Origin of the sequence: Croceivirga sp. JEA036 (assembly GCF_011882165.1) — a bacterium.
Lineage (GTDB): Bacteria > Bacteroidota > Bacteroidia > Flavobacteriales > Flavobacteriaceae > Croceivirga.
On record NZ_JAATON010000003.1, the window covers coordinates 586,713 to 602,873 of the forward strand.

The 16,161-nt window shown below is 37.6% G+C and carries 14 protein-coding genes; 8 read left to right on the plus strand and 6 right to left on the minus strand.

Annotated elements, in window-relative coordinates; all coding sequences use genetic code 11:
- Positions 1-43 precede the first annotated feature (43 nt).
- Positions 44-1,051 carry a recombinase RecA gene (recA, locus tag HCO57_RS11040; protein WP_136950231.1) on the minus strand — a complete coding sequence of 336 codons (1,008 nt, stop codon included), beginning with the start codon at positions 1,049-1,051 and terminating at the stop codon, positions 44-46.
- Positions 1,052-1,305: 254 nt separating this feature from the next.
- On the opposite strand from recA, the gene HCO57_RS11045 reads away from it, so the two are divergent.
- The 6 genes from HCO57_RS11045 (at position 1,306) to HCO57_RS11070 (ending at position 7,794) form a co-directional block, all read left to right on the plus strand.
- On the plus strand, positions 1,306-2,337 hold the full coding sequence (locus HCO57_RS11045) for a rhodanese-related sulfurtransferase (RefSeq protein WP_167989072.1): 1,032 nt from the start codon (positions 1,306-1,308) through the stop codon (positions 2,335-2,337).
- 96 nt (positions 2,338-2,433) lie between these two features.
- Complete coding sequence (locus tag HCO57_RS11050; protein WP_136950229.1) at positions 2,434-3,624, plus strand: stage 0 sporulation family protein; 1,191 nt, start codon at positions 2,434-2,436, stop codon at positions 3,622-3,624.
- The gene (locus HCO57_RS11055; protein WP_167989073.1) at positions 3,614-4,096 is read left to right on the plus strand and encodes a gliding motility lipoprotein GldH; all 483 of its coding nucleotides are present in this window, start codon (positions 3,614-3,616) and stop codon (positions 4,094-4,096) included. Before HCO57_RS11050 ends, HCO57_RS11055 begins: the two co-directional genes overlap by 11 nt.
- Positions 4,097-4,098: 2 nt before the next feature.
- Complete coding sequence (locus HCO57_RS11060; protein WP_167989074.1) at positions 4,099-6,426, plus strand: penicillin-binding protein 1A; 2,328 nt, start codon at positions 4,099-4,101, stop codon at positions 6,424-6,426.
- 14 nt (positions 6,427-6,440) lie between these two features.
- Positions 6,441-7,151, plus strand: coding sequence for a CoA transferase subunit A (locus tag HCO57_RS11065; RefSeq protein WP_167989075.1), 711 nt, complete (start codon positions 6,441-6,443; stop codon positions 7,149-7,151).
- Complete coding sequence (locus tag HCO57_RS11070; RefSeq protein WP_167989076.1) at positions 7,141-7,794, plus strand: CoA transferase subunit B; 654 nt, start codon at positions 7,141-7,143, stop codon at positions 7,792-7,794. Before HCO57_RS11065 ends, HCO57_RS11070 begins: the two co-directional genes overlap by 11 nt.
- Here the strand turns inward: HCO57_RS11070 and HCO57_RS11075 are convergent.
- The 4 genes from HCO57_RS11075 to HCO57_RS11090 all read right to left on the minus strand — a co-directional run bounded on the left by HCO57_RS11075 (position 7,791) and on the right by HCO57_RS11090 (position 13,549).
- Entirely contained in the window at positions 7,791-9,530 is a 1,740-nt protein-coding gene (locus tag HCO57_RS11075) for a PAS domain-containing hybrid sensor histidine kinase/response regulator (RefSeq protein WP_167989077.1), read from the minus strand. The two genes, HCO57_RS11070 and HCO57_RS11075, sit on opposite strands and share 4 nt — an antisense overlap.
- 588 nt (positions 9,531-10,118) lie before the next feature.
- Positions 10,119-10,865 (minus strand): succinate dehydrogenase/fumarate reductase iron-sulfur subunit, encoded by a 747-nt coding sequence (locus HCO57_RS11080; RefSeq protein ID WP_167989078.1) that lies wholly within the window; start codon positions 10,863-10,865, stop codon positions 10,119-10,121.
- 7 nt (positions 10,866-10,872) lie between these two features.
- Entirely contained in the window at positions 10,873-12,876 is a 2,004-nt protein-coding gene (locus tag HCO57_RS11085) for a fumarate reductase/succinate dehydrogenase flavoprotein subunit (protein WP_136950222.1), read from the minus strand.
- Between the two features lie 4 nt (positions 12,877-12,880).
- Positions 12,881-13,549, minus strand: coding sequence for a succinate dehydrogenase cytochrome b subunit (locus tag HCO57_RS11090; protein WP_167989079.1), 669 nt, complete (start codon positions 13,547-13,549; stop codon positions 12,881-12,883).
- 253 nt (positions 13,550-13,802) lie between these two features.
- On the opposite strand from HCO57_RS11090, the gene HCO57_RS11095 reads away from it, so the two are divergent.
- Both HCO57_RS11095 and HCO57_RS11100 read left to right on the plus strand, forming a co-directional pair.
- Positions 13,803-14,690 carry a RimK family alpha-L-glutamate ligase gene (locus HCO57_RS11095; RefSeq protein ID WP_167989080.1) on the plus strand — a complete coding sequence of 296 codons (888 nt, stop codon included), beginning with the start codon at positions 13,803-13,805 and terminating at the stop codon, positions 14,688-14,690.
- Complete coding sequence (locus HCO57_RS11100; RefSeq protein WP_167989081.1) at positions 14,671-15,630, plus strand: succinylglutamate desuccinylase/aspartoacylase family protein; 960 nt, start codon at positions 14,671-14,673, stop codon at positions 15,628-15,630. Before HCO57_RS11095 ends, HCO57_RS11100 begins: the two co-directional genes overlap by 20 nt.
- Here the strand turns inward: HCO57_RS11100 and HCO57_RS11105 are convergent.
- Positions 15,624-16,067: a hypothetical protein gene (locus HCO57_RS11105; protein WP_167989082.1), complete on the minus strand. Its 444-nt coding sequence runs from the start codon at positions 16,065-16,067 to the stop codon at positions 15,624-15,626. The genes HCO57_RS11100 and HCO57_RS11105 overlap by 7 nt on opposite strands.
- Positions 16,068-16,161: the final 94 nt, after the last annotated feature.

Sequence of the window (16,161 nt, forward strand, 5' to 3'; positions counted from 1 at the left end):
GTTTGTTTAGGGGTTGCGTAAGGTCTAATATTTTAGGAAAATTTTATTCCTTTAAAGCAGCTATTGCCTCTTTGATTTTACCTTCTAGTTCTTCTGCTAGTTCTGGATTATCGTCAATTAAGTTTTTAACAGCATCTCTACCTTGGCCTAATTTGGTATCTCCATAGCTAAACCAAGAACCACTTTTCTTAATAATTTCATAGGCTACACCTAAATCTAGAATCTCGCCAATTTTAGATACACCTTCGCCATACATAATATCAAACTCGGCAGTTTTAAAAGGAGGTGCTACTTTGTTTTTTACCACTTTTACACGGGTTTTATTACCCATAACTTCTCCATCTGTACTTTTTATTTGGGTAGACCTTCTAATATCTAGCCTAACAGAGGCGTAAAATTTTAAGGCATTACCCCCAGTAGTAGTTTCTGGGTTACCAAACATTACTCCAATCTTTTCTCGTAATTGATTGATAAAGATAACAGTACATTGTGTTTTATTAATGGTGGAAGTAAGCTTACGCAAAGCTTGGGACATTAAACGAGCATGTAATCCCATTTTAGAATCGCCCATTTCGCCCTCTATTTCACTTTTTGGAGTTAATGCGGCCACAGAGTCAATCACCACAATGTCTATCGCTCCAGAACGGATAAGGTTATCTGCTATTTCTAAAGCTTGTTCACCGTGGTCCGGTTGAGAGATAATTAAGTTGTCTATATCTACACCCAGTTTTTTAGCATAAAAGCGGTCAAATGCGTGTTCTGCATCTATGAATGCAGCAATACCACCTGCCTTTTGTGCTTCTGCCATTGCGTGTAGGGTAAGGGTAGTTTTACCAGAAGATTCTGGCCCGTAAATCTCTATAATTCTACCTTTTGGATACCCGCCTACTCCTAGTGCCAAATCCAATCCTAAAGAGCCAGAAGATATTATGTCAATATCTTCAACAACACTGTCTCCCATCTTCATTACGGCCCCTTTACCGTAGGTTTTGTCCAATTTATCAAGGGTAAGCTTTAGCGCTTTTAATTTTGCTTCTTTATCGTTGCTCATAGTACATGGAAAATTAGAGGTCTAAAATACCACCTTTTATCATTTTTTAAGCCAACGCAACCAATTAAAGTTTTTAGCATCTTTTAATAGACTAACTCAAATTCTATTTCATGGTCAATCCTGGCCATGATTATATTTCTATGAAAAAGAAATGGTTGTAAGTAGTAGGCGTCCAATATTTTGGAGGCCTGCTTACTTTATGTATTTTTGCATTCAATTAAAAATATTCTTTTAACTTAAACTATTAGTATAGCATGCAACTGTACAATAAATTAAGTGCAGAAGAAAGAGCAAAACTTATAGAGGAAGCCGGCAAGGATAGGCTTACTATCTCTTTCTATCAATATGCACACATTGGTAATCCAGAAATTTTAAGGAATCACCTATTTATAACTTGGGATGCCCTAGAGGTTCTAGGTCGTATATACGTAGCCAAAGAAGGTATAAATGCACAGCTTTCTGTTCCGGCAGAGAATTTTGATGCGTTTAAAAAACATCTGGATAGCATCACTTTTTTAGAAGGTGTACGCTTAAACATTGCTATAGAACAAGACAATAAATCGTTTTTAAAATTAAAGGTAAAAGTGCGTCATAAAATTGTAGCAGATGGTTTGGATGATAATACTTTTGATGTTACCGATAAGGGCGTTCACGTAGATGCGGTAACGTTCAATGAGCTTATAGAAGACCCAGATACTGTGTTGGTAGATATGCGGAACCATTACGAAAGTGAAATAGGTCATTTTAAAAATGCAGTTACACCAGATGTAGATACCTTTAGAGATTCCTTAGATATTATTGAGGCAGATTTAGCACCCTACAAAGAAGATAAAAAACTGGTTATGTACTGTACGGGTGGTATCCGTTGTGAAAAAGCTAGTGCGTACTACAAACACAAAGGTTTTAAAAATGTGTATCAATTAGAGGGTGGTATTATAGAATACACTAGGCAGGTTAGAGAAAACGATTTAGAAAATAAATTCTTAGGAAAAAACTTTGTCTTTGATCACAGAAGGGGAGAACGTATTTCTGACGACGTAATTGCGCACTGCCACCAATGTGGAGCGCCTTGTGATGTACATACGAATTGTGCAAATGAAGCTTGCCATTTACTTTTTATTCAATGCGATAGCTGTAAAGAAAAAATGGACAATTGTTGTTCTGATGCTTGTAAAGAGGTAAATGCGTTGCCGTATGAGGAACAAAAAGAGCTGCGTAGAGGTAAAAAAGCAAGCAATAAAATTTTTAAGAAGGGCCGCTCAGAAGTGCTAAAGTTTAAACGCTAGCAAGGGTAGTAACAAAATAGTGCTATCTTTACTTTCAACAATTTTTTATGAACCCTAGTCTAGGAATTTAAAATTCCTTGATTCAAGATATATACTATGGCATGTAGTAGTTGCGCTACCGGTAAGGATGGGCAACCCAAAGGCTGTAAGAACAATGGTACTTGCGGAACGGATGGTTGTAATAAACTTACGGTGTTTGATTGGCTTTCCAATATGTCTCTTCCTAACGGACAAAAGCCATTTGATTGTGTAGAAGTAAGATTTAAAAACAGCAGAAAAGAATTCTTTAGGAATGCAGAGGGTATCCCCTTAGCCATTGGTGATGTGGTGGCAACCCAAGCCAAATCTGGTCATGATATTGGTATGGTAACCTTAACGGGCGAGTTGGTTAAAGTTCAGATGAAAAAAAAGAACGTAGACCACACAGATAATGCGCTGCCAAAAATCTATAGAAAAGCTACCGAAAAAGATATTGAAATTTGGACCAATTGTAGGGACAGAGAAGAAGGTATTAAAAAACGTTCGCGAGAAATTGCTATTAGCTTAAACTTACAAATGAAGTTAAGTGACGTAGAATTTCAGGGCGATGGTTCTAAAGCCACCTTTTACTATACGGCAGAAGAACGTGTAGATTTTAGACAGCTAATTAAAGACATGGCCAAAGCCTTTGGTATTCGTATAGAAATGCGACAAATAGGCTACAGGCAAGAAGCCCAGCGCTTAGGAGGCGTAGGTTCTTGTGGTAGAGAATTATGTTGTTCTACTTGGTTAACAGATTTTAGGTCGGTAAGTACTGCTTCTGCCAGATACCAACAGTTAGCCCTGAATCCACAAAAACTAGCAGGGCAATGTGGAAAATTAAAATGCTGTTTAAACTACGAGTTAGATATGTACTTGGAAGCACTGCAAGATTTCCCAGCACAAGACAGTAAATTAATGACAGAGAAAGGAATCGCCTTTTGCCAAAAAGTAGATATTTTTAAAGAAACACTGTGGTTTGCTTATAAGGGAGATGCCTCTAACTGGCATGCTTTAAAGAAAGAGCAGGTCATAGAAATATTGGAACTAAATAAAAAAGACGAGAAGATAGAAAGTCTTGAGGCTTATGCTCAGGTAGATGAACAGCGTGCAGAAAAATTGGTTTTTGAAAACGTTGTAGGGCAAGATAGTCTAACCAGATTTGATAAACCAAAGCGGCATAAAAACAAAAAAAGGAGAAATACCAATAATAAAACTAAAGGGAAGAGAAGAAGAAATAACAAACCTGCAGCAAAGAATGAAAAATAGCCTGTTACTTATTGGTTTAGCTTTGCTTTTATTGGCATGTAATACTAACATTGCTCATACAGAGTATATTGCTTTAAATAATGGTGTTTGGAAAAATAAAGACACCCTTACTTTCTCTTTTAAAGAGTTAGATACAACGGCTACATACCAGCTTTTTCTCAATATAAGAAACGATGACACCTACGAGTTCAGTAATTTATTTTTAATTACAGAACTGCAACAGCCAAATGACCAAGTTTTGGTAGATACCCTAGAATATAAAATGGCACAACCTACAGGAGAATGGTTAGGCAGAGGTACTGGTAGCGTTAAAGAAAGTAAACTTTGGCTAAAAGAGAACATCAATTTTTCTAGTTCTGGCGTATATACTTTAAAGGTGCAACATGCCATGCGTAAAAATGGAAGCGTAAATGGCGTGGAAGACCTCACGGGAATCACAGATGTTGGATTACAAATAGAAACGATTAAATAGGCATGGCAACTGCAAAAAACACCCCTAAAAAGAGCTATTTTAAATTTATAAAATGGTTTTGGATACTTTTTTTAATTGGTATTTTACTGGCCATTACGCCTTTTTTATTGGCATCTTGGGGTGCCTTAGGTCCAATGCCAGAGTACCAACATTTAGAGAACCCAGAAACAAATTTGGCTACGGAAATCATTTCTTCTGATGGCGAAACACTAGGTAAATTTTATTTAGAAGATAATCGTACGCCTGTACCTTATGACCAATTGCCAAAGAATTTGGTAAATGCGCTGGTAGCTACAGAAGATGCGCGTTTTTTTGATCATGCTGGTATAGATGCAAGGGGTACGTTTAGAGCAGTTGCTTACTTAGGTAGCAAAGGTGGAGCTAGTACTATAAGTCAGCAATTGGCCAGACAACTGTTTGTTGGAGTACGTTCTACAAATAAGTTTGAAGCGATTACACAAAAATTAAAAGAATGGGTGCTAGCTACTAGATTAGAACGTAACTATACCAAAGAGGAAATCATTGCGATGTATTTAAACATCTATGATTTTCATTACAATGCGGATGGTATACGTTCTGCCTCTAGAATCTATTTTGGTAAAGAACCTAAAGATTTAAAAACTGAAGAATCTGCCATGTTGGTTGGGATGCTAAAAAACTCCTCTTATTACAATCCTATTAGGAGAGAAGAATTAGTTTTTAATCGTAGAAATACGGTGTTGGCTCAAATGGCTAAATACGGATACCTCTCAGAAAAAGAAAAGGACTCTCTTCAGAAAACAAAGATGGATTTAAATTTTAATCCAGAATCACATAGAGAGGGCCTGGCTACTTATTTTAGAATGTATATGCAAAAATGGCTTAATAAATGGGTGAAAGAGAACCCAAAGCCAGATGGTGAAAAGTATAACATTTATTTAGACGGTCTTAAGGTGTATACTACCATCGATTCTAGAATGCAACAAAATGCAGAGAATGCTGTAGAAGCACATATGAAAAAGTTGCAAACTGAGTTTTTTGTGCAAAATACGCCAGAACGTAATCCTACAACACCATTTTTAGATTTAGCGGATTATGAGATAGATAATATAATGGAGCGTGCCATGAAATCTTCTAGTAGATGGCGAACGCTTAAAAGTCAAGGCAAATCCGAAAACGAAATCCGAGCCTCGTTTAAGAAAAAAACAGAAATGACGGTTTTTGACTGGAATTCAGATTCGTACGAGAAAGATACTATAATGACTCCGCTAGATTCCATTCGGTATTATAAAACATTTTTGCGTACAGCAATGATGTCTATGGAGCCTCAGACAGGTCATGTAAAAGCCTGGGTTGGTGGTGTAGATTACAAGCACTTTCAATATGATAACGTTATACAAGGAGCCAGACAAGCGGGCTCTACCTTTAAACCCTTAGTTTACGCTGCAGCTATTGATCAGTTGCGTTTATCTCCTTGTGACCAGTTGCCAGATAGTCAATATTGTATAGAGCCTTTAAAACATGGTAATCCAGATGCATGGTGCCCTAAAAATTCTGATGGTAAATATTCAGGGAAAAAGCTAACTTTAAAGGAGGCTTTGGCTAACTCGGTAAACACCATTACAGCGCAATTGATAGACCAAGTAGGTCCTGGTTCTGTGGCTCGTATCGGTAAAAATATGGGTATTACTAGAGAAATTGCAGAAGTCCCTGCCATAGCTTTAGGAGTATCAGAAATGAGCGTTTATGAAATGGTTGGTGCCTATGGTACTTTTGCGAACCAAGGAGTTTATGTAAAACCTGTTATGGTAACGCGTGTAGAAGATAAAAACGGAACAGTACTATATGAGTATGTTCCAGAAACTAAAGACGTATTAAGCAAAGATGTTGCCTATGCCATGGTTAATTTAATGGAGGGGGTTACACAATTTGGTTCTGGTGCTAGACTAAGACATTCCTACAATAAGAATGCTACACTTTATAAAGAAATTATAACGGGCTATCCTTACAACCTATCTAACCCTATTGCTGGTAAAACCGGAACTACACAAAATCAGAGTGATGGTTGGTTTATGGGTATGGTGCCCAATTTGGTTACTGGAGTATGGGTAGGGGGAGAAGAAAGAGCAACACATTTTAAATCCATTACCTATGGTCAAGGCGCGTCTATGGCATTACCTATATGGGGTATGTATATGAAGGCGAATTATGAAAATGATGAACTCGGGGTGTCTAAGGATGCTTTTGATAAGCCAGAAGACATGTCTATAGAAGTAGATTGTGCTAAATATCAAAAAGAAGTAGAAGAAGATACAGATGTAGAGGACGATATTGAGGATTTAGATTTTTAGGAATTAACTGAACTATGATAAATAAAACTGTATCCTCTGTGGAAAAAGCCCTTGAGGGTGTAAAGGATGGAATGACCTTTATGCTTGGGGGATTTGGCCTTTGTGGAATACCGGAAAACGCTATTACACAGTTGGTCCGTCTTGGAATTAAAGACATAACCTGTATTTCTAATAATGCTGGTGTAGACGATTTTGGTTTGGGATTGCTTTTACAGCAAAAACAGATTAAGAAAATGATTTCTTCTTATGTGGGTGAAAACGATGAGTTTGAGCGCCAAATGCTAAGTGGAGAATTGGAGGTGGAACTCACCCCTCAGGGTACTTTAGCCGAAAAGTGTAGGGCAGCACAAGCAGGTTTTCCAGCATTTTATACACCTGCTGGTTACGGAACGGAGATAGCAGAAGGTAAAGAAACACGAGAATTTAATGGTAAGATGTATGTTCTAGAAGAAGCTTTTAAAGCAGATTATGCCTTTGTAAAAGCTTGGAAAGGAGATACGGCAGGTAATCTTATATTTAAAGGTACTGCTCGTAATTTTAATCCATGTATGTGCGGGGCCGCACAGATTACGGTTGCAGAGGTAGAAGAATTAGTCCCTGCAGGGAACTTAGACCCTAACCAAATACATGTGCCAGGAATTTTTATTCAGCGAATTTTTCAGGGTGCTGACTACGAAAAGAGAATAGAACAACGAACCGTAAGACCCATAGAAAATGCTAGATAAAAACGGAATTGCGAGACGAATTGCCCAAGAGGTAAAAGACGGTTACTATGTAAATCTAGGTATTGGTATACCTACTTTGGTAGCCAATTTTGTTCGGGAGGATATTGAGGTGGAATTCCAAAGTGAAAATGGCGTATTAGGTATGGGGCCATTCCCTTTTGATGGAGAAGAAGATGCAGACATTATAAATGCGGGTAAACAAACGATTACAACATTGCCAGGTGCTTCTTTTTTTGATTCAGCAACAAGTTTTGGGATGATTAGGGGTAAGCATGTTCATTTAACTATTTTAGGAGCTATGGAAGTAGCAGAAAATGGTGATATCGCTAATTGGAAGATTCCAGGTAAAATGGTTAAAGGCATGGGGGGTGCTATGGATTTGGTGGCGTCTGCTGAAAATATTATTGTTGCGATGATGCACACCAACAAGGCAGGACAATCTAAACTTTTAAAACGCTGTACCTTGCCATTAACGGGCGTAGGTTGCGTAAAAAAAATTGTAACCAATTTAGCGGTATTAGAAGTAGTGCCACAAGGCTTTAAATTATTAGAGCGAGCGCCTAATGTTTCTGTAGAAGAAATACAGGCGGCAACAGAAGGTCATCTTATTATCCAAGGTGATATTCCAGAAATGCTAAACTAGTTTTTCTTCCACATAGAAGGATGTACTAACCCATCTACCTTCGCTTTTTTGATGTTTTGCAAAAATGTGCGTAGGGTATTTGGGTTAAAGGGTTTGCTAATGTGCCCGTCCATACCTAAAATGGCTATTTCTTTCTTCACATTCACTTCTGCCGAGGCAGATAGTGCAATAATTGGAATATTTAGATTTTTACGGCGGATAATCTTTGTTGCTTCATAACCATTCATTATGGGCATTTGTAAATCCATAAATATTGCATCATACTGGTTTTCTTCGCACTTCTGTACAGCAATCAATCCATTTTCCGCAATGTCTACAGCTACATTCCATTTGGCTAAAAACTTTTTAATAACTACAATGTTTACCTTGTGGTCTTCTGCAACTAATATTGATAATCCATCCAAATTGGTATCATCAAGGTTTAGTTGGGATGTATGTGTGGGAATGTAATCCTGGGTGTTCGTCTTGAATTCTAATTGAAAACTGAATACAGAACCAACATCAATTTCACTCTTTAAGGCAATTGTACTGCCCATTAATTCTAACAATTTTTTAGAAATAGTCAAACCTAATCCTGTGCCACCGTACTCCCTAGTGGTGCTAGAATTTGCTTGTGAAAAAGCATCAAATATGGTTGCCTGCTTTTCCATAGAAATACCTATACCAGTATCAATAACTTCAAAGGCAATGATTATGCTTTCATTTTTTATTTCTTCTTGCCTAATATTTAGTGCTACTTCACCTTCCTTTGTAAATTTTATCGCATTACTGATTAGGTTGGTTAGTATTTGGAATAATCGAGTAGAGTCGCCAATAAGATATTCTGGTATTTGTTTATCCTGATTCACGGTAAACCGTATTCCTTTATCTTCTGCCTGGTTGCCATAAGTTGTACGTAAACTCTCTATATGACTCCATAGATTAAAACGTTCGGTTTCTATTTCTATATGGCCACTTTCAATCTTTGCAAAGTCTAAAATGTCATTAACTAAGGACAACAGATGTTCAGAAGAGTGTTTTAGAACATTTAAGTTTTCTAATTGTTCTTCTGATGGATTTTCTAATAGCAATAGATGGGTAATGCCAATCACCGCATTAAGCGGCGTTCTTATTTCATGACTGATGGTAGATAAGAATTCGTCTTTGGCTCTATTGGCTTGTATTTCCTTATTTTTAGAGCGTTTTAAGGCACGTTCAACCTGTTTCTGCGCAGTAACATCCCAAATGGTTCCAATACATCCTGTGGGTTGCCCATTAGGGTCGTAATTCTTTTTTAAAGAAATGTCTAACCATCGTCTATTATTATTAATGGTAAGGACTTCTATAGTTTTGGTATACCGGTCAAAGTCTGTAGTTAACAGTTGCTTTAACTTTATGCGGTCATTAGATTTTAAATAGGTGAGGTATTGGAAAAAGGGTTTTCCTAAACATTCCTCTGTTTTAAAACCAGTAAGGCCTTCCCAGGCTTGACTTAAATAGAGCCAGTTGCCCTCTAAATCGGTTTCAAATATGACTTCTTTTAGATTATCTACAATCGCTTGGATGTTTTGTTGTAGGTGCTTCTTGGGGTCTAACCCCATGGCAACAGCGCTTAATTCCTGTATTTGTCGGTTTTCTTGGGTGTAATAGGTATTGCTTATAATGCTTAAAAAATCTTCTGGTATATCTGTGTGCGGGTGCATGCTGGCATACGCAGCGAGCTGAGAACGCAACAGTGGGTGTAGCTGGTTTTTCATCGATAGTAGGGACCAATGATACTGGTTATATTTGGTTTGTTAATTTGGTTTGCTATTTATTAACACAAAAAACGTTAAAAAATTGTATTGTTATAATTAGAACGGTGTTAAATATGATTTATATTGATTTTACACACACTTTTTCTCTGTTTGTCTAAAGGATTGCTAATTAATATTGATTTTATTAGAGTTCACAACAAATAAGAAATGCCTTACAACATATAATTTGTGGAAAAGTAGTTCGTTAATAAATTTGAAAAGTGTGAAAAAAATCCCAAATTAACCCTGAAAAACCCTTAATAATGATTTCTAAGTTTAACCACGAATCTGTGTCTATGGAAGAAGATATACAGATTTACCGCACCGATTTTTTAAGCGGATTCATGAGGTTGGTTAAAAAACTATTTATGTTATAAGAACCAAACTAAACTTCCCTTGAAAAGCTTTAACCCGAATGTACTAAACCTTCGGGTTTTTTATTTTCTTTTTTCGTTGAACGGGGAACGCTTAACTATTTTTTCGTTTAAGTGCATAAAAAAGCCTGAATCACAATTGTAATTCAGGCCTATTTTTAAATGATTTGTAGAATTATCCTTTTACGCTAGCAGCTAAATATTCTCTATTCATTCTAGCTATATTCTCTAAAGAAATACCTTTAGGACATTCTATCTCACAAGCTCCGGTATTGGTACAGTTACCAAAACCTTCTAAATCCATTTGTCTTACCATGTTCATTACGCGGTCTGTAGCTTCTACACGACCTTGCGGTAGTTGTGCAAATTGAGATACTTTTGCAGAAGTAAACAACATAGCACTTGCATTTTTGCAAGCGGCTACACAGGCACCACAACCAATACAAGTAGCAGAATCCATTGCAGAATCTGCAGCCTGCTTTTCTATTGGTATTGCGTTGGCATCTACCGTATTACCAGAGGTGTTTACAGAGATATACCCGCCTGCTTGCTGTATACGGTCAAAAGAACTTCTATCTACAATTAAATCTTTAATAACCGGAAAAGCTTTAGCTCTAAATGGCTCAATAACTATAGTATCTCCATCATTAAATTTACGCATATGCAATTGGCAAGTAGTTACCAACCTATCTGGACCATGAGGTTCTCCATTAATTTGTAGCGAACAAGTACCACATATACCTTCTCTACAATCATGATCAAATTCTACAGGCTCTTTACCTTTATTGATAAGATCTTCATTTAAGATATCTAACATTTCCAAAAAGGACATATCGCCTTCTACCCCGTCCAAGGTATAGTCTACCATCTGTCCTTTGGTACTGGCATCTTTTTGACGCCATATTTTTAGAAATAATTTCATAGCAATTTTATTTATAAGATCTTGTCTTTAATTCTATATTCTCGTACACCAAATCTTCTTTATGTAGCTGGGCATCTTTAGGCTCGCCTTTGTATTCCCAAGCTGCCACATATTTAAAGTTTTCATCATCTCTTAATGCTTCTCCTTCTTCGGTTTGGTACTCTTCTCTAAAGTGACCGCCACAAGATTCGTTTCTTTCTAAAGCATCTTTTGCAAACAATTCACCCAATTCCAAGAAATCGGCTACTCTACCTGCCTTTTCTAGTTCGGCGTTTTTAGCATTGATTTCACCTGGAATTCTTACGTTTTCCCAGAAGTCTTTTCTCAAGGCAGAAATCTCTTCTATAGCTTCTTTAAGGCCTTGTTCGTTACGAGCCATACCACACTTGTTCCACATGATTTTACCCAATTTCTTGTGGTAGTAATCAACGGAATTTTGACCAGAACCCGCTTTAAGTTTCTCTAAACGTTCACGAACGGCTTTTTCTGTTGCTTCAAATTCTGGTAAATCTGTTGGGATTGCTCCAGTTCTAATATCATCAGATAAGTAATCTCCAATGGTATAGGGCAATACAAAATAACCATCAGCTAAACCTTGCATTAAGGCAGAAGCACCAAGTCTGTTAGCACCGTGATCACTAAAGTTAGCTTCACCCGCGGCATAACAACCCGGAATAGTGGTTTGCAAATTGTAGTCTACCCAAAGACCGCCCATGGTGTAATGTACCGCTGGGTAAATCATCATCGGAGTTTTGTACGGGTTCTCATCAACGATTTTCTCGTACATTTGAAATAGGTTACCATATTTGGCTTCTACAACTTCTTCTCCCAATTTGGTAATAGTTGCAGCATCTGGATTTTTAATGCCAGAAGTCAACGCTTTTTCTTTACCATAACGTTGAATAGCAGCAGCAAAATCTAAATATACTGCTTCTCCTGTTTTATTTACTCCAAAACCGGCATCGCAACGTTCTTTAGCAGCTCTTGAAGCTACATCTCTAGGTACAAGATTACCAAATGCAGGATACCTTCTCTCCAAGTAATAGTCTCTATCTTCTTCTGCTAACTGTGTTGGTTTTAATTTACCCTCACGTATGGCAATTGCATCTTCTTTTTTCTTTGGCACCCAAATTCTACCGTCGTTTCGTAAAGACTCAGACATCAGAGTTAATTTAGACTGATGTTCTCCAGATACCGGAATACAGGTTGGGTGAATTTGCGTAAAACAAGGATTGGCAAAGAAAGCTCCTCTGCGGTGTGCTCTCCAAGCTGCCATTACATTACTACCCATTGCATTGGTAGATAAAAAGAATACATTGCCGTAACCACCAGTAGCTAAAACTACTGCGTGTGCAGAATGACGTTCTATTTCTCCTGTTACTAAGTTTCTTGCAATAATACCTCTAGCTTTACCATCTACCAAGACCAAGTCCATCATTTCATGACGGGTGTAAGACTTTATCTTACCACGATTAATCTGGCGGTTCATAGCAGCATAAGCACCTAACAATAATTGTTGTCCTGTTTGTCCTTTAGCGTAGAAAGTTCTAGATACCAATACACCACCAAAAGAACGGTTGTCTAACAAACCACCGTACTCACGTGCAAAAGGTACCCCTTGCGCCACACATTGGTCAATAATGTTGGCAGATTCTTCTGCCAAACGGTACACATTTGCCTCCCTAGAACGGTAGTCACCACCTTTAATGGTGTCATAGAACAAGCGATAAGGGCTATCCCCATCACCTTGGTAATTTTTTGCCGCATTAATACCACCTTGAGCGGCAATGGAGTGCGCCCTTCTTGGTGAATCTTGGTAGCAAAAAGTTTTTACGTTATAACCAAGTTCTGCTAAAGTAGCTGCAGCAGAACCTCCGGCAAGACCAGTACCTACAACAATAACATCAATGTTACGCTTGTTGGCTGGGTTAACCAGATTAATATCATTTTTATGTTTTGTCCATTTGTCGGCCAACGGCCCAGATGGAATTTTGGAATCCAATACTCCCATATGATTAATGTGTTATTGGGTTAAGATGGTGGTAAATAGCAATAAAGGCAAAGCCCAATGGAATTACCACCGCAAATATTTTAGCAATTTTTTGAATAACCGGGCTGTACTTGTTGTTTACTCCCATAGACTGGAAAGAAGAAGCAAACCCGTGCCATAGGTGAAGACTAAGTAGTACAAAAGAAACTACATATAGTACCGTTCTCCAAATTGGCGTAAATTTTTCAACTGTTTCCGCATGGTATCTTGTAGGGTCTTCCGCTTTAACTTCTACGTACTTGTAGGCCATCTCATGAACCCAAAAGTCATAAAAATGCAAGCCTAAGAAAGCCAATACCACTAAGCCCGTGTAAATCATGTTTCTAGACATCCAAGATGCGTTGGCGCCCCCGTTGTATTTAACGTAAGAAACCCCGCGGGCACTTTTATTCTGTGCTTCCAATATAAAGCCCATTACAAAGTGAATAACAACCCCAGCAATTAATATCGGTTGCAATACAAACTGCACTAAAGGGTTGTAACCCATAAAGTGAGACCACTGGTTAAAAGTTTCTGGCGCTATAACAGAAGTAAAATTGATGACAAAGTGTTGGGTAAGAAAAACCACAAGAAAAAGTCCAGAAAGGGCCATCACTAGCTTTCTGGCAATTGAAGATTTTATCAATCCACTCATTAGTTATAAGTTTTACTAGCAAATTTACGGCAGGATCAAGTTTTTAACAAGTTTTAAACAGCGCAAAACACCTTATTTAGAAACGTTATAAGCTAAGCACGAAAACGTTTGATAAAATCTCTTAAAACCTAGATTCTAAAACGTTTTTGCTTCAACAAACTAGATTGTCAAAAGATTAAAATCACAAAAAAATAAATACGATTTAAATTTTTAAACGATATTCATACTCTAAAACAGACCCTAAGCCGTTTACATGGACATTGCCATACTTTCTGTAAGCCTACATGTGCATTCTACCAGACGCTTGGTAGAAGAAGCGCAAAAAGCTGGGCATTATGTAGAACTTATTGATCACACCAAATGCTCCGTAAAACTTGGAGAAGGTAATCCTAAAATTTTTTTTGGTTCTGAAGATGTTACTCATGAGTTTGATGCTATAATTCCAAGAATAGGGACTAAAGTAACCAAACATGGCGCAGCAATTGTCAAACAGTTTGAAATCAATGGCGTTTTTAGTACTGCTAGGTCTGCCGCAATTAGTAGAGCGAGAAATAAAGTGGCTACACTGCAAATTCTAGCTAAAAATGGGTTGCCGATTCCAGAAACGCTTTTTAGTATTAATCCTAATAATATAGAAGACCAATTACGCCTTTTAGGTGGCCCCCCAGTAATTATAAAACTGCAAGAAGGTACACAAGGGTTAGGTGTGATTTTGGCAGAGACTAAAAAATCTGCTAGAAGCATTATTGATACCTTTTATAAAATGGATACTAGTATCCTTATTCAGAAGTTTATAGAGGAAGCAAACGGGGAAGATATACGTATTATCGTTATTGGTAAAAAAGTAGTTGCTAGTATGAAGCGGACTTCTGATATGGATGAATTTAGGTCTAACATTCATAGAGGAGGCTTAGGCGAAGCGGTAAAATTAACCCCACGAGAAAAGTTTATTGCATTACAAGCTACACAGTTATTGGGCTTAGGGGTTGCGGGTGTAGATTTAATTCGTTCTGCCAGTGGTCCCTTGATATTAGAAGTAAATGCGTCTCCTGGGCTAAAAGGAGTAGAGGCTGCCACAGGTGTTAATGTGGCCAAGCGAATTATACAATATATGGAACGACATGTGGGAAGAAAGAGCTGATAGAACGTTGCAAATTGGGGGAGAATTGGTGCCTCCCGGGAAAAATAAACTTGTAAAAATAGATATTGCCAAACTCCCGACAGGCACTTTAATAGATATACCCGTCCACGTTTTTAATAGCAAAAATCCTGGTCCAGTGGTTTTGCTGCAAGCTGGTCTACATGGGGATGAGATTAACGGAGTAGAAACACTGCGCCGTATGTTGGCAGACAAAACGCTAAATATTTGTAGGGGTACGGTAATTGTAGTTCCTATTTTAAACGTCTTTGGATTTATTCATTTTTCTAGAGATGTGCCAGATGGTAAAGACGTAAACCGAAGTTTTCCAGGGTCTAAAAACGGTTCTTTGGCTAGCAGAATTGCATACAATTATGCCAATGAGCTCTTGCCACAAATTGATATTGCTATTGATTTGCACACTGGTGGAGGGCAACGCCATAATCATCCGCAAGTACGCTACACTTTAGGGGATGATAATGGTAAAGAACTTGCGGAAGTTTTTAATGCGCCCTTTTACTTTTCTTCTAAGTTGATAAAAGGTTCCTTTAGGAACGATGCCTATAAAAAAGGGAAAACAGTAATTGTTTATGAAGCTGGTGAAAGCATGCGTTTTGATGGGGACTCCATTTCTATAGCCTGCCAAGGAATAACAAATGTGTTACATCATCTGAAAATGTTAGAAGGTGTGAACGATGCCAAAACCATAGTTAGTCAACATTTGATAAGGACTAGATGGGTGCGTGCGCCAAGGGCAGGCATGTTTATTCCAAAGGTGAAAAATGGAATGGCTATAAAAAAAGGTGAAATAATGGGGATAATTTCTGATACGTATGCCAAGCGAAGCAAAAATATTATTGCGCCAAATTCAGGCTTTATATTTTGTATCAATAATCAAGCTGTGGTGAATCAGGGAGACGCTATTTTTCACATTGGTCAATAGCTATTTTCGCCAAAAATTAAATCGACATCTGTTACCAACAAATTTTGTGCCCAATCAATGGCGTCTTGTAAGTGACTAAATTTGCGCATGCTAGATTTAAAGAACATTCGTTCTAATACTAAGCTGGCAAAGCTTTTACTGCTATTACCTACAATACCGTAGTATTTTAAGTTGTGCCTATGTTGGTAAAATTTAATCCAATCAGATGCTACCACATTGTATTTGTTTACTCTGTTAGAGATGTATATGATGGGTAAATCGTGACCAAAAATTTCATGAGCGGCCTTAATAGCCTTTTCTGCATGTTCCCAAGCAAAAGTGGCACCTTCTGCTATTTCTGAAATAACAAGACCGTTAAAAAAATAAAACTTTCCGAATTCGTACTCGCGAATTTCACGTATGTTATTGAAAAAAGCAATATCTGTTACCCGTTCCATAGGCTTGGGGAATTTAAAATTTGGGTAAACAAAATACTCAAAAAATTACAGAAATTTCTTAAAAATTAGACAAAAACCACAGTTTAACTGGGTA